The organism is Nocardia sp. NPDC049935 (genome assembly GCF_055586645.1).
Window position 1 is genome coordinate 365764 of sequence record NZ_JBVJHV010000004.1, and the last position, 18596, is coordinate 384359.

20 protein-coding genes are annotated in these 18596 nt (G+C 70.6%); 7 read left to right on the forward strand and 13 right to left on the reverse strand.

What is annotated here, in order from left to right; all coding sequences use genetic code 11:
• Positions 1–27: 27 nt before the first annotated feature.
• Positions 28–720 (reverse strand): NAD(P)H oxidoreductase, encoded by a 693-nt coding sequence (locus ACZ6SF_RS18510; protein WP_466063372.1) that lies wholly within the window; start codon positions 718–720, stop codon positions 28–30.
• 130 nt (positions 721–850) lie between these two features.
• On the opposite strand from ACZ6SF_RS18510, the gene ACZ6SF_RS18515 reads away from it, so the two are divergent.
• Complete coding sequence (locus ACZ6SF_RS18515) at positions 851–1786, forward strand: AraC family transcriptional regulator (protein ID WP_466063373.1); 936 nt, start codon at positions 851–853, stop codon at positions 1784–1786.
• Positions 1787–1867: 81 nt separating this feature from the next.
• Positions 1868–2821, forward strand: a complete 954-nt coding sequence (locus ACZ6SF_RS18520; RefSeq protein ID WP_466063374.1) for an SDR family NAD(P)-dependent oxidoreductase — start codon at positions 1868–1870, stop codon at positions 2819–2821.
• A gap of 13 nt (positions 2822–2834) precedes the next feature.
• Here ACZ6SF_RS18520 and ACZ6SF_RS18525 read toward each other — a convergent pair whose 3' ends face one another.
• Positions 2835–3488: a TetR/AcrR family transcriptional regulator gene (locus tag ACZ6SF_RS18525; RefSeq protein ID WP_466063375.1), complete on the reverse strand. Its 654-nt coding sequence runs from the start codon at positions 3486–3488 to the stop codon at positions 2835–2837.
• Between the two features lie 117 nt (positions 3489–3605).
• Between ACZ6SF_RS18525 and ACZ6SF_RS18530 the strand changes: the two genes are divergently transcribed.
• Entirely contained in the window at positions 3606–4334 is a 729-nt protein-coding gene (locus ACZ6SF_RS18530) for a nuclear transport factor 2 family protein (RefSeq protein ID WP_466063376.1), read from the forward strand.
• 14 nt (positions 4335–4348) lie between these two features.
• On the opposite strand, the gene ACZ6SF_RS18535 is transcribed toward ACZ6SF_RS18530, so the two are convergent.
• The 6 genes from ACZ6SF_RS18535 to sucB all read right to left on the reverse strand — a co-directional run bounded on the left by ACZ6SF_RS18535 (position 4349) and on the right by sucB (position 9821).
• Positions 4349–4636, reverse strand: a complete 288-nt coding sequence (locus ACZ6SF_RS18535; protein WP_466063377.1) for a putative quinol monooxygenase — start codon at positions 4634–4636, stop codon at positions 4349–4351.
• 216 nt (positions 4637–4852) lie between these two features.
• The gene (lipA, locus tag ACZ6SF_RS18540) at positions 4853–5875 is read right to left on the reverse strand and encodes a lipoyl synthase (RefSeq protein WP_466063378.1); all 1023 of its coding nucleotides are present in this window, start codon (positions 5873–5875) and stop codon (positions 4853–4855) included.
• On the reverse strand, positions 5872–6645 hold the full coding sequence (gene lipB / locus ACZ6SF_RS18545) for a lipoyl(octanoyl) transferase LipB (protein ID WP_466063379.1): 774 nt from the start codon (positions 6643–6645) through the stop codon (positions 5872–5874). The genes lipA and lipB overlap by 4 nt, the downstream gene beginning before the upstream one ends.
• Positions 6646–6647: 2 nt before the next feature.
• Positions 6648–7175, reverse strand: a complete 528-nt coding sequence (locus tag ACZ6SF_RS18550) for a GNAT family N-acetyltransferase (RefSeq protein ID WP_466063380.1) — start codon at positions 7173–7175, stop codon at positions 6648–6650.
• Positions 7172–8062 (reverse strand): TIGR01777 family oxidoreductase, encoded by an 891-nt coding sequence (locus tag ACZ6SF_RS18555; RefSeq protein WP_466063381.1) that lies wholly within the window; start codon positions 8060–8062, stop codon positions 7172–7174. The genes ACZ6SF_RS18550 and ACZ6SF_RS18555 overlap by 4 nt, the downstream gene beginning before the upstream one ends.
• Positions 8063–8072: 10 nt before the next feature.
• Complete coding sequence (gene sucB / locus ACZ6SF_RS18560) at positions 8073–9821, reverse strand: 2-oxoglutarate dehydrogenase, E2 component, dihydrolipoamide succinyltransferase (RefSeq protein ID WP_466063382.1); 1749 nt, start codon at positions 9819–9821, stop codon at positions 8073–8075.
• Positions 9822–10075: 254 nt separating this feature from the next.
• Between sucB and ACZ6SF_RS18565 the strand changes: the two genes are divergently transcribed.
• The gene (locus ACZ6SF_RS18565) at positions 10076–10420 is read left to right on the forward strand and encodes an oxidoreductase (RefSeq protein WP_466063383.1); all 345 of its coding nucleotides are present in this window, start codon (positions 10076–10078) and stop codon (positions 10418–10420) included.
• Between the two features lie 54 nt (positions 10421–10474).
• On the opposite strand, the gene ACZ6SF_RS18570 is transcribed toward ACZ6SF_RS18565, so the two are convergent.
• The gene (locus ACZ6SF_RS18570) at positions 10475–11986 is read right to left on the reverse strand and encodes a leucyl aminopeptidase (RefSeq protein WP_466063384.1); all 1512 of its coding nucleotides are present in this window, start codon (positions 11984–11986) and stop codon (positions 10475–10477) included.
• A gap of 9 nt (positions 11987–11995) precedes the next feature.
• Positions 11996–12796: a TetR/AcrR family transcriptional regulator gene (locus ACZ6SF_RS18575; protein WP_466063385.1), complete on the reverse strand. Its 801-nt coding sequence runs from the start codon at positions 12794–12796 to the stop codon at positions 11996–11998.
• A 104-nt stretch (positions 12797–12900) separates the two neighbouring features.
• Between ACZ6SF_RS18575 and ACZ6SF_RS18580 the strand changes: the two genes are divergently transcribed.
• From ACZ6SF_RS18580 to ACZ6SF_RS18590, 3 genes are all read left to right on the forward strand, one after another.
• Positions 12901–13512 (forward strand): GNAT family N-acetyltransferase, encoded by a 612-nt coding sequence (locus tag ACZ6SF_RS18580; protein ID WP_466063386.1) that lies wholly within the window; start codon positions 12901–12903, stop codon positions 13510–13512.
• Positions 13513–13564: 52 nt separating this feature from the next.
• A complete protein-coding gene (gene gcvT / locus ACZ6SF_RS18585; RefSeq protein ID WP_466063387.1) occupies positions 13565–14659 on the forward strand; it encodes a glycine cleavage system aminomethyltransferase GcvT in 1095 nt (364 codons plus the stop codon).
• A 68-nt stretch (positions 14660–14727) separates the two neighbouring features.
• Positions 14728–15828 (forward strand): branched-chain amino acid aminotransferase, encoded by a 1101-nt coding sequence (locus ACZ6SF_RS18590; RefSeq protein WP_466063388.1) that lies wholly within the window; start codon positions 14728–14730, stop codon positions 15826–15828.
• A 56-nt stretch (positions 15829–15884) separates the two neighbouring features.
• Here ACZ6SF_RS18590 and ACZ6SF_RS18595 read toward each other — a convergent pair whose 3' ends face one another.
• The 3 genes from ACZ6SF_RS18595 to cobT all read right to left on the reverse strand — a co-directional run bounded on the left by ACZ6SF_RS18595 (position 15885) and on the right by cobT (position 18542).
• The gene (locus ACZ6SF_RS18595; RefSeq protein ID WP_466063389.1) at positions 15885–16598 is read right to left on the reverse strand and encodes an MBL fold metallo-hydrolase; all 714 of its coding nucleotides are present in this window, start codon (positions 16596–16598) and stop codon (positions 15885–15887) included.
• A gap of 90 nt (positions 16599–16688) precedes the next feature.
• Positions 16689–17438, reverse strand: a complete 750-nt coding sequence (locus ACZ6SF_RS18600) for an adenosylcobinamide-GDP ribazoletransferase (RefSeq protein WP_466063618.1) — start codon at positions 17436–17438, stop codon at positions 16689–16691.
• 27 nt (positions 17439–17465) lie between these two features.
• The gene (cobT, locus tag ACZ6SF_RS18605; RefSeq protein WP_466063390.1) at positions 17466–18542 is read right to left on the reverse strand and encodes a nicotinate-nucleotide--dimethylbenzimidazole phosphoribosyltransferase; all 1077 of its coding nucleotides are present in this window, start codon (positions 18540–18542) and stop codon (positions 17466–17468) included.
• Positions 18543–18596: the final 54 nt, after the last annotated feature.

Below are 18596 nucleotides of genomic sequence, written 5' to 3' on the forward strand. Positions count from 1 at the left end.
CCGGGAACCGCTCCGGTCGAAGGCAGGTCAGGCCGGGATCCGGTCGGCGGTGAGGAAGTCGTCGACGAATCCCAGCGCCCGCTCTTCCAAACCCGCGTAATGGGCGTCGCGGACGCTGCCGGTCAGGGCGTCGTCGAGCAGGAGATTGCCCGCCGCGTCCAGTCGCTGCCGCTTCTCCTCCGCGCCGGGCAGCAGGCCCACCTTCGAATCCGAGAAGCCGCAGTAGAAGGCGATTCCGTCGTTGAGTTGCGTGCTCAGGGCTTCCTGCATGAGGTCGACGACCGCGTCGTCGTCCGCCGCGCCCGCCAGGCCCAGCCACAGCATCCGTTTGCCGGCGAGCCGGGGTTTACTGCGGCCGTAGGCGAATCCGTAGTTCCAGACCCGGTCGATCCAGCCCTTCAGGATGGCCGGGACCTGCAGCCAGTACACCGGGAACACCGCGACGATCACATCGGCGGCGAGGACGCGGCGCATATGGTCCTCGACCTCGGGGGAGTAGGCCTTTTCGCGGTTACCCCATTCCGGCAGGTCGGCGGCGGTCATCCGGGGGTCGAAGTTCTCGGCGTGCAGGTCGAGCAGGTCGATCCGGTAGCCGGCGGCGGTGAGGCGGTCGGTGGCGAGCCGGGCGATATGGGCGGTCAGCGAATCGCGGCGCGGGTGGGCGACGACGACCAGGGCGGTGCGGGTGGTCGTGGTGTCGTCGGACGGGTTGTGCGACACGGGGGCCTCCATCTCGATCCGGTTCCCCGGATATTCGGTTGTGCGGTCTGATCTCATTCCACACGGCTCTGGATGGACGATCTATGGGTATTGCTCTACATCTGATAGGAGTTCGTCTACTCTCGGAGGAGTGGATCCCTTGAGCAAATTGCTGGGCGGTATTCGTGCGGACGGGTCCGTTCTCACCAACGCGGTTCTGGAGGCGCCGTGGAGCATCCGGTTCGCCGACCGGGCGCCGCTCACCATGATCACCGTGCTGCGCGGCGGCGGCACGCTGCTGTTGCCCGGCGGGGTGCGGCGGCCGGTCACGGCCGGGGACACCGCCATCGTGCGCGGTCCGGAACCGTTCCTGCTGGCCGACCGCGCGGAGACCGTCGGCCTGCCGCACGAGGAATACGAGATCGCCTGTTTCGCACCGGATGTGAAATGCGATGCGCCGCTGGAGGACGGCCGCTGGGGCAACGACCGGGCGGGGGAGACGAGGCTGATCGTGGGCGCCTACCGGACCTCGGGCCGGCGGCACGAACGGCTCATGCGCGCGCTGCCGCCGGTGCTGGTGGTGTCCGACGATCCGGAGGTCTGCGAGTGGATGGAAACGGTGGCCGCCGACGCGTCCCGGCGGCCGGCCGGTGCGCAGGCGCTGATGGACCGGCTGCTCGACTGGGGGCTGGTGTGCACGCTGCGTGACTGGTTCGAGAGTCAGGACTCCGACGCGCCCGGCTGGTATCGCGGCCCGGCCGACCCGGTGGTCGGGCCGGCGTTGGAGGCGATGCACGGAAAGCCCGCCGCCGGCTGGACGGTCGCCGCGCTGGCAGCCGAGGCGGGGGTGTCACGGGCGCTGTTCGCGCGGCGGTTCTCCGAGGTGATGGGGCAATCGCCGCTGGCGTATCTCACCGAATGCCGGATGGACGACGCGGAGGAGTTGCTCACCGACCGCAGTCTCACGGTGGCGCAGGTGGCCAAGTCGGTGGGCTACGCGGACGCGTTCGGGTTCAGCGCGGCGTTCAAACGGCATCGCGGGATACGCCCCAGCGATTTCCGGGCCGCCTCCGAAATCGGCGCCTGACTCGCGGGGGTGCCTCCCCAGGGTGCTCGGCAGATCGGTCGACGATCACTATGCGTGAACCCGGGCCTGACCGGGCGGTCTATGCTGAAGGGGGAGGATCCGACGGATTCCGAGGGGCACGCGATGGCGACCATGGTGATGACCGGCGGAACATCGGGGTTCGGGGCCATAGCGGCCGGCCGGCTCCGGTGTTCGGGGGATATTCGACTGCTACTGGGCACGCGCACCGATCCGCAACCGGATTCGCTGTGCCTGCCGCTGGATCTTGCCGTTCTCGATTCGGTGCGGGTGTTCGCGGACGCGGTGCGCGCGGAAGTGGCCGATACCCCGGTCGACGCGCTGGTTCTGAATGCCGGGCTGGTTCTCGCCGACGCCGGTCGCCGGACCGCCGACGGATTCGAGACGACTTTCGCCGTCAACCATCTGGCCCACTACCTACTGCTCCGCCTGCTCCTGCCCTCCCTCGGTGCGGGCGCCCGGGTGGTGCTGACGACGAGCGGCACCCACGACCCCGCCATGGGCGCCGGACTCGAACCGCCCCGCCACGCCGATGCCTCCCTCCTGGCGTATCCCGATCGCGACCCCGGATTGCACGACCGTCCGCGGAAGGCGGGCGAACACGCCTACACCGCGTCGAAGTTGTGCGCCGTGCTCACGGCGCGGGCGATCTCGGAGCGCGAGGAGGTGCGGGACAAGGGGATCGTCGCGCTGGCCTACTGCCCGGGCCAGGTCTTCGGGACCGGGCTGGCCAAGGATCTGCCGTTCTATATGCGCATGGCGTGGTCGGTGATGGGATCTCCGGTGCTGAGCCGCCCGGCGCGGCGGTTCGACCCCACCCTCAATACCCGCTCCGATGCCGGGGACACCCTCGCCGACCTCGCGTCCGGAGCCGTGCGGCCGCCCGCGGGCCGGGTCTACGCGGCGTTGCGCGGCGGCCGGCTCACCTGGCCCGAGCCCTCGGACGTGGCCTGCGACGCGGCCGCGGCCCGTGCGCTGTGGGAGCGCAGCGCGGAACTCGTGGGCCTGCCCGCCTGAGCCCGCCGGGCCGTCACGGATTCGCGGTGCCGTCGGCGGCGGCGGATTCGCGGGCCGCCTGCTCGGTGAGTGCGAGAACGATCGCGGTGGCGGTATCGACGAGCCGCTCCCGCGGGAGGGTCAGCCGGCCGTCGACCCAATCCACGTACAGGGCGACCAGCGCGCCGCCGAGCGCGGTGCCGATAACCGCCAGGGTCTCCTCGCTGTCCGGTATCAGTGCGGCGGCGGCCTCGCCCAATCCGGGGACCGTGCTGCGCAGGAACAGCGGCAGGCGGTGGGCGCTGTGCTGTCGGAGGGTGTCGTCGGTCATCGGTTCGCGCAGCAGGATCCGGGCCCGCCGCGGATCTTCCTCGAAATAGGCGGCGCACACCAGCAGCGCCGCGCGGACCGTGGCGGTGAGGTCCGCCGTGGCCGGCGCCGCGGCGAGCCGGGCGAGCAGTTCGGCCTCGTGCCGGTCGTAGATCGCGACGATCAGCGCCTCGCGGTTGTCGAAGCTCTCGTAGAAATAGCGCGGGCTCAGATCGGCCCGGCGGATCACCTCCCGCATGGTCACCGCGGCCGTTCCGCCGGTGCCGAGCAGTTCGGCGCCGACGTCGAGAAGCCGGGCGCGACGATCCGCCGAGCGATCGTCGAGGGTGCGGCCGCGCCACAACTTGGGGGTGTCCACCGGATCATCATGGCATCGGCGCGAGCATCCATTGACATCGGGTGATTCAACATGAATCATCTGATTCACGTTGAAGCTCGATTGCGGTCCCACCGCGCTCGTCGAAAGGCTCGTGCCGTGTTCAGTGACGAACAGTTCCAGCAAGCCCTGCGCCGCCCCCGGCTCGCGCGCCCGGCCCCCGAATTCCTCGACGGCAACCGGGCCGTTCCGATCCGGGTGGTCCCCGAACGCGAACTGCAGGCCACCACCGAGGAATGGTTCGTGCAGTTCGACCGGAAACTCGAGTACTACGGCAAACTCGGCCTCGACCTGTCCTGGCTGATGGAGTGGGCGAAGAAGTACTGGTGGAGTTTCCTGGCCCGGGATATGAGCCTCAACCACGAGCTGTACGCGCCGGATATCCGCTACACCGATGTCACCACGTTCGGGCGCACCATCGTCGGTATCGACGAATTCGTGAAATACAACTTCGCGTTCTTCGACGCCATCCCGGACTGGCGTTACGACCCGCTGCCCGGCCAGGTGTACCTGGATGTGACGCCCGACGAGAAGGTGCGGGTCGTGATCCGCTATATCGGCAGCGGGCACTGGGACGGGCCGCTGCGCCTGTATCCCTACGACGAGAGCGCGCCCGTGCTGTACGGCACCGGCCGTTTCATCCAGTGCCCGGCGGTCGACCGCTACCACTTCGACGCGGACGGGCTGATGGAAGAAGGGGAAACCCTCTACGACGCCTTCGACGTCACCCAGCGCGGAGGGATCCTCCCGCGTGACGACAGCTGGCAGTTCAAGGCGCTCATGTCGGCGTCCAAGATCCCGGCCCTGCTACAACGCTTCACGCTCTGACCGGGGCAGCCGGTTCAGGTCAGGGAACGGATCGCGGCGATATCGTATTCGGCCACCGACGCCGCGCCGATCGCCGCGTTCTGCTCCTCGCCGGTGCCCGCGCCGCGGAACGCCTCGACCGCGTCCCGGCTCTCCCAGCGCTCGAAGATATTGATCCGGGCGGGGTCGGTGAGGTCGGCGGAGAGGGCGAAATCGAGACAGCCGGGTGCCGACCGGGCCTGCGCCACCACGGTGACGCAGCCGGCGAGATAGGCCTCCCGGGATGCCGGGTCGACGAGAAGATGTCCGGCGACGATGACCATCTGCGCTCCTGACTGTCGGGTTCGTACCACAGTCGAGACCCGTTCACCGCGCCCGATTCATCGGTGCCGGGTCCGGCATCCGCCGCGCACGGTTACGGGGGTGGCCGGCGCAGCTGGTCGATTTTCCCGCGGACCGAATTCCGCGGACCCGCGCCGTAATCGACGATCACGGTCACCTGCGGGTCGCGTTGCGCGGCGGCCTCCCGGCGCGGGAACTCAGGCCCGGGAACCGAACCGTTCCAGTACGGCGCTGGCTTCCTGGCTGGCGGTGCCCTCCTCGGCCAGATGGGACATGGTCTCCGGGATCGCGCGGCCGTGATGGGCCATGGCCTGGGCGTAGAGGCGGCCGGCGCGATAGGAGGAGCGGACCAGCGGGCCGGCCATGACTCCGGCGAAACCGATCTCCTCGGCGGCCTTCGAATGCTCCACGAACTCTTCGGGTTTCACCCAGCGGTCTACCGGATGGTGGCGCGGCGAGGGGCGCAGGTACTGGGTGATGGTGAGGATATCGCAACCGGCTTCGTGCAGGTCACGCATGGCCTGGGTGACCTCTTCGGGGGTTTCGCCCATACCGAGGATCAGATTGGACTTGGTGACCAGGCCGTCGGCGCGGGCCGCGGTGAGCACCTCGAGCGAACGTTCGTAGCGGAACGCGGGGCGGATCCGCTTGAACACCCGCGGGACGGTTTCCAGGTTGTGGGCCAGCACCTCGGGGCGGGAGGAGAAGACCTCGGCCAGTTGGTCGGGCTTGGCGTTGAAATCGGGAATCAGCAGTTCGACGCCGGTATTCGGGTTGAGTTTCTTGATGGCGCGCACGGTTTCGGCGTACAGCCAGGCGCCGCCGTCGGCGAGATCGTCGCGGGCGACACCGGTGATGGTGGAGTAGCGCAGGCCCATCGCCTGGACGCTCTCGGCCACCCGGCGCGGTTCGTCGCGGTCCAGCGGGGAGGGTTTGCCGGTGTCGATCTGGCAGAAATCGCAGCGGCGGGTGCACTGTTCGCCGCCGATGAGGAAGGTCGCCTCGCGGTCCTCCCAGCATTCGAAGATGTTCGGGCAGCCCGCCTCTTCGCAGACCGTATGCAGTCCTTCACGTTTCACCAGGCCCTTGAGCTCGGTGTATTCGGGACCCATGGTGGCGCGGGTGCGGATCCAGCCGGGTTTGCGCTCGATCGGGGTCTCGGCGTTACGGGCCTCGATACGCAGCAGTTTGCGGCCGGCGGGGGCCTGGGCGGAGGTCATGAGTGAGGACCTTTCGGTTCGCGTGCCGGGGTACCGGCGGCGTGGTCCGCGGCGGCCGGGGTGCCGGCCTGCGGAATATCGTGTTCGGTGACCGGGAGCTCCCCGTCGAGCGCGGCCGGGACGAGTTCGGCGAGCCGCGGCCGGGCCTCGGCGACGGTGACCTCGCGGCCGAGTTCCTGGCTCAGGCTGGTGGAGCCGACATCGCGGATACCGCACGGGATGATGGCGCCGAACGCGCCCAGGTCGGGATTGCAGTTCAGCGAGACGCCGTGCAGGGTGACCCCGCGCTGCACCCGGATACCGATCGAGGCGATCTTGCGTTCCGGCAGCAGGCCGCTGGCGGCCAGCCAGACACCGGAGCGCCCGGGGACGCGTCCGCAGGGCACGCCGAGATCGGTGACGGTCCGGATGAGCGCCTGTTCGAGCCGGCGCACGTAGTCGACCACGTCGAGCGGTTCGGCGAGCCGGATGATCGGGTAACCGACGAGCTGACCGGGCCCGTGCCAGGTGATCTTGCCGCCGCGGTCCACATCGATGACCGGGCTGCCGTCGGTGGGCCGGTCGGCCTCCTCGGTGCGGCGGCCGGCGGTGTAGACGGGCGGATGCTCGAGCAGCAGCAGGGTGTCGCGGCCGGCGCCGCCGGCGCGGGTGGCGGCGAGTTCGCGCTGCAGATCCCAGGCCTGCTGATAGTCGATCAGGTCCAGATCACGCACGTCGACGGGGGTGGTGTCGTAACGCGCGGACCGGGTCGCGGTGCGGGTGTCGTTCACGATCACGACGTTACGCTCATCTCCAGTGTGAGCTGCATCAGTGTCAGATCCATCCAGCCGCCGAATTTGTGCCCGACTTCGGGCAGTACGCCGACGGTCCGGAAACCGAACCGCTCGTGCAGGGCGATGGAGGCGGTGTTGCTCGATTCGACGGCCGCGATCATCGCGTGGATATCGCCCGCGTTCCGGGCGCGCGCGATCAGCTCGGTGAGCAGAGCGGCGCCGATACCGCGGCGCTGGAACCGGTCGGCGATGTAGACGGAGTTCTCCACGGTGTGCCGGTAGCCGGATTTGGGCCGCCACGGCCCGTAGCTGGCGTATCCGGCGACCTCCCCGCCGATCTCGGCGACCAGCACCGGACGGCCGTGTTCGGTGCGGTTGGAGTACCAGGCCACCCGCTCGTCGAGGCCGACCGGTTCGTCGTCCCAGATGGCGGTGGTCTCGGCGATCGCCCGGTTGTGGATCTCCAGGATCGCGGGCAGGTCCCCGGTCCGCGCGTCGCGGACCAGGGAGGCGGCGGTCCCGGTCACCGGCCCACCGCGGCGGCCAGCGCCGCGCCGACGGTGGGGTGGCGGAACTCGTACCCGGTCTCCTCGAGGACGCCGGGCAGCGCGCGCGGACTGTGCAGGATCGCCTCGTCGGCGAATTCGCCGATCGCCAGGCGCAGCGCGATCCCCGGGACGAGCAGCGGCGTCGGCCGGCGCAACGCCCGCCCCAGCGCGCGGGTGAACTCGGCGTTGGTGACCGGCGCCGGACCCACCGTGTTGAGCGGGCCCCGCACCGCGGGATTGTCCAGCGCATGCCGGATCGCGCCGACCTCGTCGTCGAGGGAGATCCACGGCTGATACTGCCGGCCGCTGCCGAGCCGGCCGCCCAGACCCAGCAGGAACAGGCCTTTCAGCTGGGGCAGCATTCCGCCGGTCCCGGCGAGCACGACCGCGCTGCGCAGCAGGACCACCCGGGCGCCCGCGTCGCGGGCGGTACGGGTCGCCCGCTCCCAGTCGCCGCACAGCGTGGGCAGGAAACCGGTTCCGGGAGGTCCGGATTCGTCCACCGCGCGGGCCCCGGTATCGCCGTAGTAGTGCACCCCACTGGCATTCACCAGCGTCGGCACACCGGCGCGGGCGACGGCCGCGGACAGCACATCGGTGGGGGTGATCCGGCTGTCCCGGAGTTCCTGCTTGTAGGCGCCGGTCCAGCGTTTGTCGCCGATACCGGCACCGCAGAGGTTCACCACCGCGTCCACGCCGTCGAGGATCCCCGGGTCGAGTTCGGCCCGGGCCGGATCCCAGCGGCGTTCGTCGGGGGCGGCGGCCGGCCGCCGGACCAACCGGAGCACCTGGACCCCGTCGCGGCGCAGTGCCGCGACGAGGGCGGTTCCGATCAGTCCGGACGAGCCGGCGACCACGACAACCATGCGGATGCCCTTACAGGCCCAGGTCGGCCTCGAACGCCGCCTCTTCGAGGCGGTGCCGGATGGTGGTGAGGAACCGGCCGGCATCCGCGCCGTCGATGAGGCGGTGATCGTAGGTCAGCGGCAGGAAGCACATCGAGCGCACGCCGATGAATTCGCTACCGGACTCGTCGGTGACCACGGTCGGACGCTTGACGATCGCGCCGGTACCCAGCATCGCCGCCTGCTGCGGCATCAGGATCGGGGTGTCGAACAGTGCGCCCTGGCTGCCGATATTGGTGATGGTGAAGGTGCCACCGGCCAATTCGTCGGGCTTGAGCCCACCGGTGCGGGCCCGGTTGGCGATATCGGCGATGGCCCGTGCCAGACCCGCCAGCGACAGATCACTGGCGTTGTGGATCACCGGCGAGAGCAGGCCCTGCTCGGTGTCCACGGCGATGCCGAGGTGCACCGACGCGTGGTAGGTGATCTCCTTGCTGTTCGCGTCGTAGTTGGCGTTGACGTTCGGGTGCACCCCGAGCGCCTCCACCACGGCCTTGGCGAAGAACGGCAGGAAGGTCAGGTTCACGCCTTCGCGTTTGGCGAATTCGGCCTTGGCCTTCTTGCGCAGCGCGGCGATCTTGGTGACATCGGCCTCGTGCACCTGGGTGAGCTGCGCGGTGGTCTGCAGCGATTCCAGGGTCTTGATGGCGGTGATCTGCCGGATCCGGTTGGCCTTCTGGGTGGTTCCGCGCAGCGCGGCGAGCGCGGGGCTCGGCGCCTGGGCGGCCGGAGCCGCGGCGGCGGGGGCGCCGGCGGACCGGGCGGGGGCCGCGGCCGGGGCGGCGGGCGCCTTCTTGGCCTCCGCGGCGGCCAGGACATCCTGCTTGCGGATCCGTCCGCCGACACCGGAACCGGTGACCGAGGCCAGGTCCACGCCGTTCTCCTCGGCCAGTTTCCGGACCAGCGGAGTGACGTAGGGGGTGGCGCCGTTCGAGGAAGCCGGAGCCGGGGCGGGAGCCGGAGCGGCCGCGGCGGGTGCCGGCGCCGCCTGGGGCGCGGGGGCGGGCTGCGGAGCCGGAGCAGGTTCCGGCTTCGGTGCCGGTGCGGGAGCGGGAGCGGCGGCGGCCGGTTCGGGTGCCGGGGCCGGGGCGGAACTCTGCGCGGGGCTACCGGAACCGATCACGCCCAGCTGTCCGCCGACCTCCACCACATCGTCTTCGTTCGCGGTGATCTCCAGCAGCGTGCCCGCCACGGGGGAGGGGATCTCGGTGTCGACCTTGTCGGTGGAGACCTCGAGCAGCGGTTCGTCGACCGCGACCTCGTCGCCGATCGCCTTGAGCCACCGGGTCACGGTGCCTTCGGTGACCGATTCGCCCAGTTCCGGCATTTTCACCGAGGTACCGGAGGTGTCGGAGGGGGCCGAGGAGGATGCGGCTGCCGGTGCCGGCTCGGGAGCCGGAGCGCTCTCCTGCGCGGGCGCGGGAGCTGCTTCCGGTTCGGCGGCGGCCGGTTCGGGGGCCGGGGCGGGCGCGGGGGATTCACCCGCGTCACCGATGACACCCAGTTCGCCGCCGACCTCGACGACGTCGTCTTCCTGGGCGACGATCTTCGTCAACACACCCGCCGCGGGGGACGGGATCTCGGTGTCGACCTTGTCGGTGGAGACCTCGAGCAGCGGCTCGTCGACCTCGACCGTGTCTCCTTCCTGTTTCAGCCACCGTGTCACCGTTCCCTCGGTGACGCTCTCACCAAGAGCGGGCATCTGGACGGAGAAGGCCATGTCCGTTGACTCCTCTAACTGCTCGACGGGTCTACAACAGTTCGTTCCGGTCGGTCCCGCCGCGGGTCGCGGTGGGGTCCCAGCCGGCTTCATTCTGCGCGGCGCCGGAGATCCGTGTGGTTGTTGTTCCGGTAACCATCCTTGCATTCGCCGCCGCGCGCGGTTACCGGAGGGCTTCCCAATCCGCCGCCTGGCACCATGGAATCACCGCCGGATTCGGTGGGATTCGGATGTCGAGCAGGAGGTCGGCGACGGTGGGTTTGCTCGACCGATTCCGTCGTGGGCGCAGCGGCGTTTCGCGGGCCCGCACCGCCGAGGCCCGCTATCTGGCGCAATGGGTGCGCGCGCGTACCGGAGTGGAAGGATTCGTCGAACCGAAGACCACTGTGACCGATGTCACGGTGGTGCTGGTGGCCTCCGACGGGGAATGGACCCGCCGCGTGGTCGGCGAGCGCGGGGCCCGGCAACTGGCCCGCGATCTGGGCATCCCGGTATACGACGTGGAGCGCACGGGATACCCGCAGCGGATGCGCGATTACGACGCGCGCCGCCGGATCGAGCGCCGGCGCGACCTCGACCGCGATCTGACCGAAGACTGAGCCGCGCCCGGCCCGGGACGGTCCGGACCCCACCCGGACCGTCCGGCGAACGCGTTATTCGGCGGCGATGTCCTCGAGCACCGCGATCAGGGTGCGCACCGGTACCCCGGTCCCGCCCTTGCCGATATAGCCGAACGGCCCGCCGGTGTTGTACGCCGGTCCGGCGATATCGATATGCGCCCACTGCACGCCGTCTGCGACGAACTCCCGCAGGTACGTCCCGGCCACCAGCATGCCGCCCCAGCGATGGGAGGTCGCGTTGACCATATCGGCGACCTTGGAGTCCAGGTCGGCGCGCAATTCCTTGGGCAGCGGCATCGGCCAGCCGTGTTCGCCCACCTCGCGGGAGATCCGCGCGACGCGGTCGCGGAACTCGTCGGTGCCCATCACGCCGGGGGTGCGGGTGCCCAGCGCGACCATCTGCGCGCCGGTCAGCGTCGCCACGTCGATCAGATACGCCGGATCGTCCTCGCAGGCACGGACCATCGCGTCGGCCAGGATGAGACGGCCCTCGGCGTCGGTGTTGGTGACCTCGATGGTGGTGCCGCCGTACTGGGTGAGCACATCGCCGGGCCGCTGCGCGGTGCTCGACGGCATGTTCTCGGCCATCGGCACCGTCGCGGTCACGGTGATCGGCAGGCTGAGCCGGGCCGCGAGCAGCGTGGTCGCCACGACCGCCGCCGCACCGGCCATATCGGAGGTCATGTTCTCCATATTGGCGGCGGGTTTGATGGAGATACCGCCGGTATCGAAGGTGACACCCTTGCCCACCAGCGCCACCCGCTTGTCGCCGCCGCGGTAGGTGAGCCGGACCAGCCGCGGCGGTCGCGAGGAACCCTTGCCCACCCCGAGCACACCGCCGTAACCGCCGTCTTCCAGCGCTTTCTCGTCGAAGACCTCGACCTCGAGGCCCGCACCCTCGGCGAGGAGTTCGGCGCGGCGCGCGAACTCGGCCGGGAACAGGTGGCTGGGCGGGGTGTTCACGAAATCACGGGCGGTGGCGACGGCTTCGGCGGTGAGCTGGCCGCGCAGCAGCGCGTCGCCGCCGAATTCCGGTTCGGGGACCAGCAGTTCGACCCGGGCGAGCGGCGCGGCCTCGGGTTTCGGCGCGGATTTCGCCGACCGGAACGGTGTGAACGAATACGCGCCGAGGTAGAAACCCTCCGCCGCGGCACCGATATCCAGGCCCGACAGCGTGGTCACGGCGCGCGCCACTCCGGTGAGGGAGCGGGCGGCGACGCCGGCGCTGCGGCGGATCTGCTCGGCGTCGAACTCGGCGGCGCTGCCCAGACCCACGGCCAGCACGCTGCCGACGCCGTCGAGGCCGGTGGGCGCGGGAACCCGGATCAGCTGTTCGGCCTTGCCCGTACCGCCGACGGCGGTCACCTGATCGAGGAGCCGGGTGCGCAGGTCGGCGTCGAGCACATCGCCGAAGAGGTCCTCGGGGACGAGGACGGGTCCCGTATCGGTGGTGGCCACGCCGACGACGAGGACGTCGGTGCCGGGCTCGATGGTCTGGGTACGTGCCAATTCCGGTCCGAGGGGACGATCTGCGACTGCGGTCATGGCCACAGGCTATTCGCCGGACGCGACATCCCGTACGGCGACGCCGTCCAGCAGCATGTCCACGGCCTCTTCCAGGAGCCGCTCGAAATCGAGTTCCGGCGGGGGTCCGGCCGGATCGAACACCTTGTGCAGGGTGGGGCGGATCCGGGGATCGATGAGTCCGGCCAGGTCGGCGGGTATCCCGGCCGCGGCCTCCGCACCACCGATCCGATCGAGCCGCTCCGAACTCCACACCAGCGCGAGTCCTTGGACGAGCGCCGAATAACCGAGATAGGCCGACATCAGCCGGGCCCGGGGTAGTTCGAGTTCGTCGAGGGCGGCGAAGGCGCGTTCCAGGGCGTCGAACAGTCCCTGGCCCAGCGGCGGCCGGACCCGCGCGAGTACCGCCAGCAACCACGGATGCCGGCGGTACAGCTGCCATTCCTGCTGCGCCTCGTAGTGCAGCCGGGCCCGCCCGCCCTTCCGCTCCGGCGGTGGCGGCGGGGTCTCGGCGAGCACCAGATCGGTCATCGACGCGAGCAGCCGGTCACGGTCGCCGATACGGCGGTAGAGCGCGGCGGTGGTCACGCCCAGTTCCGCGGCGAGCCGCCGCATGGTGAGGCCCTCGAGACCCGAGTGATCGGCGAGGGCCACCGCGGTCCGGGTGATCTCGACCGTGGAGAGGCGGCGGGGGACGGGCCGGACGCGATCGGGGACGGTGCTGCGCCGGGCGCGGTAGGCGCGTGCCTGGCAGGAGCGGGAGCAGTAGCGCCGGCGGCGGCCGCGCGCGGGCTGGCGCAGGGCGTCACCGCAGACCGAGCAGGGTGTCACGACTCCGATTTCAGCACACGAAATGCTGTGACGAAATAGTGGGCAAGGCGTGGTCACGGGCATAGGTTCGCTGGCAGGAACATCGTTCACAGAGAGGCGGCGACGTGGGTACGCAACTGCGGGTACGGCGGGCGGGGCGCGACGATTTCGATCCGCTGGTGGCAGCGATGCGGGAGGCCGCCCCGGACGAGGCGGTGACCGAATGGATGATGCGCGACCATCCGGCCGGGGAGTTTCTCGACGTCTATCTCCCCGAGATGATCGAACGCGGTCTGGACGGTGACGAGATCTGGGTGGCCGGGGTGGACGACGAGATCTGGGCGGTCTCGGTGTGGCAGTACGTCACCTCGGCCGAACGCCTGCTGGCCGAGGCGGTCGAAGCGCGCCGCAACGCGGACGGTATGCCCGGCGTCCGGCCGCTGCAGCGCTGGGCCTATGCCAGCGACCTGCTGGCGCGCGAACATCCCCGGCGCTTTCCGCACAGCTACCTGGAGCTGATCGCGACGGTGCCGAGGTATCGCGGGCAGGGCGCCGGAGCGGCCATCCTGGCCGACCGCCTCCGCGCCTGTGCCGCCGCCGGGCGGCCGGCCTACCTGGAGGCCAGTACCGAGAGGTCGGCGCGCCTGTACACCCGGCAGGGTTTCGTGCGGATCGGGCACACCGTGACCCTCCCCGAGGACGGGCCCACCCTGATACCGATGTGGTTCGAGGCCTGACCGCTGCGCGCGGGACGGGCGGCGTCCACACGAGCCGGGATAGGCTCGCCGGGTGAGCGATGCCGAACTGCAGCAGGGCCCCGTCCATGACGTGCATGTCGAACTCGGTGCGAAGTTCGCGCCGTTCGGCGGCTGGGAGATGCCGGTCTCGTACGCGGGCACCGTGGCCGAGCACACCGCGGTCCGGGAGTCGGTGGGGCTGTTCGATGTGAGCCACCTCGGTAAGGCGACCGTGCGCGGTGCGGGCGCGGCGGAGTTCGTGAACTCGGCGCTGACCAACGATCTGGGCCGGATCGGCCCCGGAAAAGCGCAGTACACGCTGTGCTGTGCGTCCGACGGCGGGGTGGTCGACGATCTGATCGCCTACTACGTCGGTGACGACGAACTCTTCCTGGTGCCCAACGCCGCCAATACGGCCGCGGTGGTGGACCTGCTCGCCGCGGCCGCCCCGCCGGCGATCACCGTGACCGGCGAGCACCGCGGCTACGGTGTGTTCGCGGTGCAGGGCCCGCAGTCGGCGCAGGTACTGGCCGCGATGGGCCTGCCCGCCGACCTGTCCTATATGGCGTTCGCCGACACCGTCTGGGCGGGACACCCCGTGCGGGTGTGCCGCACCGGATACACCGGTGAGCACGGCTACGAGCTGCTGCCCCGCTGGGAGGACGCCGAGGTGCTGTTCCGGGCGCTGGTGGCACAGGTGCGGTCGGCCGGGGGCGCGGTCGCGGGGCTGGGCGCCCGCGACACCCTGCGCACCGAGATGGGCTATCCGCTGCACGGCCACGAGCTGTCCGCCGAGATCACGCCCGTACAGGCCCGGGCCTCCTGGGCGGTGGGCTGGGCCAAGGACACCTTCTGGGGCAAAACGGCACTGGAGGCGGAACGCGCGGCCGGCGCGAAACGCGTCCTGCTGGGGCTGGAAGCCCTCGACCGGGGGATCCCGCGGGAGAACCAGGTGGTCCGCCACGACGGCATCGAGGTCGGCGTGACCACCTCGGGCACCTTCTCGCCGACCCGCCAGATCGGGATCGCGCTGGCCCTGCTGGACCCCGCGCTGACCCCCGGCGCCGAGGTCGAGGTCGACGTCCGGGGCCGGTCGCTGCGCTGCACCGTCGTCAAACCACCGTTCGTCCCCGCCCGCACCGCCTGAGCCGGGCACCGGCGATCCCACCGGACCACCGGCGGTCGCGCCCGGACCCAGGACATAGACTGCTGGTCATGACCGCTGCTGCACAGTTCGCCCGTATCCCTCATCCTGCGCCCACCCCGGCGCAGCGGGTACAGGAGATTCTGGCGGCTCCCGGCTTCGGCCGGTATTTCACCGACCATATGGTCACCATCGACTACACCGAGGCCGACGGCTGGACCAACGCCGTGGTGGAGCCCTACGGCGCGCTCACCCTCGATCCCGCCACCATGGTCTTCCACTACGGGCAGGCCATCTTCGAGGGACTCAAGGCATACCGGCAGCCCGGCGGGCAGATCGCGTGTTTCCGGATCGATGCCAATGCCGCCCGGTTCCGCCGGTCGGCGCGGCGGATGGCGATGGCCGAGCTCCCCGACGAACTGTTCATCGAATCGGTGCGCCAGCTGCTCGAGGTGGACGGCGCCTGGGTCCCCGAGGCCGGGGGCGAGGAATCGCTCTACCTGCGGCCGTTCATGTTCGCCACCGAATCGGGTCTCGGGGTGAAACCCGCGTCCTCCTACAAGTACCTGCTGCTCGGTTCCCCGGCGGGGGCGTACTTCCCGCGCGGCGTGAAGCCGGTGCGGGTGTGGCTGTCCACCGACTATGTGCGGGCCGCGCCCGGCGGCACCGGCGAGGCGAAGGTCGCCGGGAATTACGCGGCCTCGCTGCTGGCGCAGGCCGAGGCGACAGCCAAGGGCTGCGACCAGGTGGTCTGGCTGGATGCCTGCGAACGCCGCTATGTCGAGGAGATGGGCACCAACAATCTGTTCTTCGTCTACGGATCGGGTTCCGACGCGCGGCTGGTGACCCCGGAGCTGTCCGGCTCGCTGCTGCCCGGTATCACCCGCGATTCGCTGCTCACCCTCGCCGCGGATTCCGGTTACCCGGTCACCGAACGCAAGATCTCCGTCGACGATTGGCGCGCCGGCGCGGAATCCGGTGAGATCACCGAGGTTTTCGCCTGCGGGACCGCCGCCGTGATCACCCCGGTCGGATCGGTCTGCGGACCGGACGGTGAGTTCACGATCGGTGGCGGCGAACCGGGCGAAGTGACCATGGCGCTGCGCGAAACCCTCACCGGTATCCAGCGCGGCACCTTCGCCGACGTCCACCAGTGGATGCGGGTGCTCTGACCACCCCGCCCACGGGCCGGGTACCGGGCGCTGCCGCCCGGTACCGGTACCGAGGTTCAGCCGGGCATCAGGGCGTGCCATTCCGCGAGTGAGCGGGGTCGCAGCACATAGTTGTTGTCGCGGATGGAATCCAGCGAGGCGTGCGGGTCGGCGGAGTACCAGTGCCCCGGATAGACCTCGGGGTTGATCGGCATATCGGCCAGATGCCGCAGGCTGGCGTACATGGCGTCGTTGTCCCCACCGGGGAAATCGGTCCGCCCGCACCCGTCGATGAACAACGTATCGCCGGCGATGAGCTTGTCGTCGACCAGGAAGCACTGGCTCCCCGGAGTATGCCCGGGGGTGTGCAGAAATTCGATATCGAAGGCGCCGACACCGAGGGTGTCGCCGTGGGTGTGCCCGGTCAGCTCGCTGGGCGCGATCCCGGTGACATTGGCCACCCAGGATTTCTCCTCGTCGTTCACATGGACGGGAACCGTGGTGTGTTCGAGCAGTTCCTTCACGCCGCGCAGCGTGAAACCGAGCATGGTGCCGCCGATATGGTCGGGGTGGTGGTGGGTGACCAGCACCCCGGACAGTTTCAGTCCGTCGCCCTCGGCGATGGCGGCCAGATCGCCCGCGGCATAGGCGGGGTCGACGACCACGCATTCGCCGGTGTCCCGGTCACCGATCAGATAGGCGAAATTGCGCATCTGCGTAGCGATCGGGTCGCCCACGGCGAAGTCCCGACCGGCCAGCAGCTGACGAAAATAGAGACGCTCGGCTGACATACCACCACCTTATGGGCAGCGCCCGGAGGGCGAGACGCGGCGTCGTCGAGTTGATGCCGGGTGACGTCAGATCGCCTGCCGCGTTGTGGCTCAGACAGAGTTCGCGGCCACCGCGAAACCCAGTGCGGCGAGCGCGGTACCGATTTCCACCGCGGCCCCGAGCAGATCACCGGACAGCCCGCCGAACCGCCGGACGCCGTGATCCACCAGCAGGGACGCGGCGATCAGCGCGACCACCACCACCAGCGGCCCCGACCAGGGCAGGCCCGGAATCGCCCACACCGCCGCTCCGGTGGTCACGATCGCCCACCCGAATACCGCCGCCCGCGACTGCGTGCCCGCCACCAGCTCCCCGAAACGGGTTCCGGGGGCGGCCCCGATCCCGCGCCGGCACGCCGCCACCACCGCGACCCGGCCGGCCACCACGGCCAGCATCACCGCGCCCCAGCGTCCGGCACCGGCCAGCGCACCGAGAGCGCCCGCCTGGATCCCGGCCGCCAGGACGAGGGCGGCCACCCCGAACGGGCCCGCCCCACCGGTTTTCATGACCTCCCGGGCACGTTCGGGCGACCCGTAGACACCGAGACCGTCGAAGGTGTCCGCCAGGCCGTCCAGGTGCATACCCCGGGTGAGCAGGGCCAGCGCCGCGACCGCCGCGAAACCGGCCGCGGTCCCGGCCGGTCCGAGCAGCCACAGCACCGCCGCGGCGGCGAGCCCGAGCACCACTCCCACGATCGGCGCCCCGGTGATGGCCCGGCCCGCCGCGCGCCGGTCGATATCGGCCGGACCGCGCACCGGAAGCACGGTGAGCCAGGAAAAGGTGAGGCGCAGGGTCAGCATCGGCACCGGCTCACCGGACTGCCGCCGTCATTTCTGCAGGTCGACGGCCGGAACGGGTTCGGCGGTCGCGGTGCTGACACCGGCCTCGGCGAAGGTCGACATCTCGGCGAGCACGGCCACGGCCGCGCGCAGTACCGGCAGCGCGGTCAGCGCGCCCGACCCTTCGCCGAGCCGCATCTCCAGATCGAGTACGGGGTCGAGCCGGAGTTTCGTCAGTGCCGCGTCGTGCGCGGGTTCGGTGGAGCGGTGGGCGGCCACCCACCAGGCCGACGCACCCGCGGCCAGATCCTCCGCGACCAGCGCCGCCGCCGTGACGATCAGGCCGTCGAGCAGGACCGGGGTGCGCCGGGCCGCCGCCCGGGCCAGGAAACCGGTCATCGCCGCGATATCGGCGCCGCCGGCCACCCGCAGCAGTTCCACACCGTCACGGGCCACGGGGCGGGCCCGCCACATGGCGTCGCGCACAGCGGCCACCTTGCGCATCCAGCCCTGGTCGTCGACCCCGGTGCCGCGGCCGACCGCGCGCACCGGTTCGGTGCCGGTGAGGGTGGCGATGAGGGCGGTCGCGGGTGTGGTGTTGCCGATACCCATATCACCGGCGATCAGCAGATCGGTGCCCGCGTCGATCTCCTCGTCGGCGACGGCCGCTCCGGCGGCGAGGGCGGCGGCGACCTCGTCGGCGGTGAGCGCGTCCTCGCGGTCGATGGCGCCGCTGGACCGGCGCACCTTGTAGGAACCGACGGCCGGATCGGTATCGGCGGCCACCGCGATATCCACCACCCGGACGGTCGCGTCCGCGACCCGGGCCAGCGCGTTCACCGCCGCGCCGCCGGCCCGGAAGTTCGCCACCATCTGCGCGGTCACCTCGGCCGGGTAGGCCGACACCCCGTGCCGGGCGACACCGTGATCACCGGCGAACACCACGACCCGGGCCCGTTCGAACTGTTTCGGCGGGCAGACGCCCTGGCAGGCGGCGACCCAGTTGCCCAGCTCCTCGAGCCGTCCCAGCGAGCCCGGGGGTTTGGTCAGCGAGCCCTGACGCGCCTCGGCGGCCGCGCGGACCTCGGCGTCCGGCGGTGCTACGGGTGCGAATCCCTCTGTCACTGTTCGAGCCTTCCGATCGGGTGCGGGCGGGCGGCACCCTCGCGGGTAGCGCGC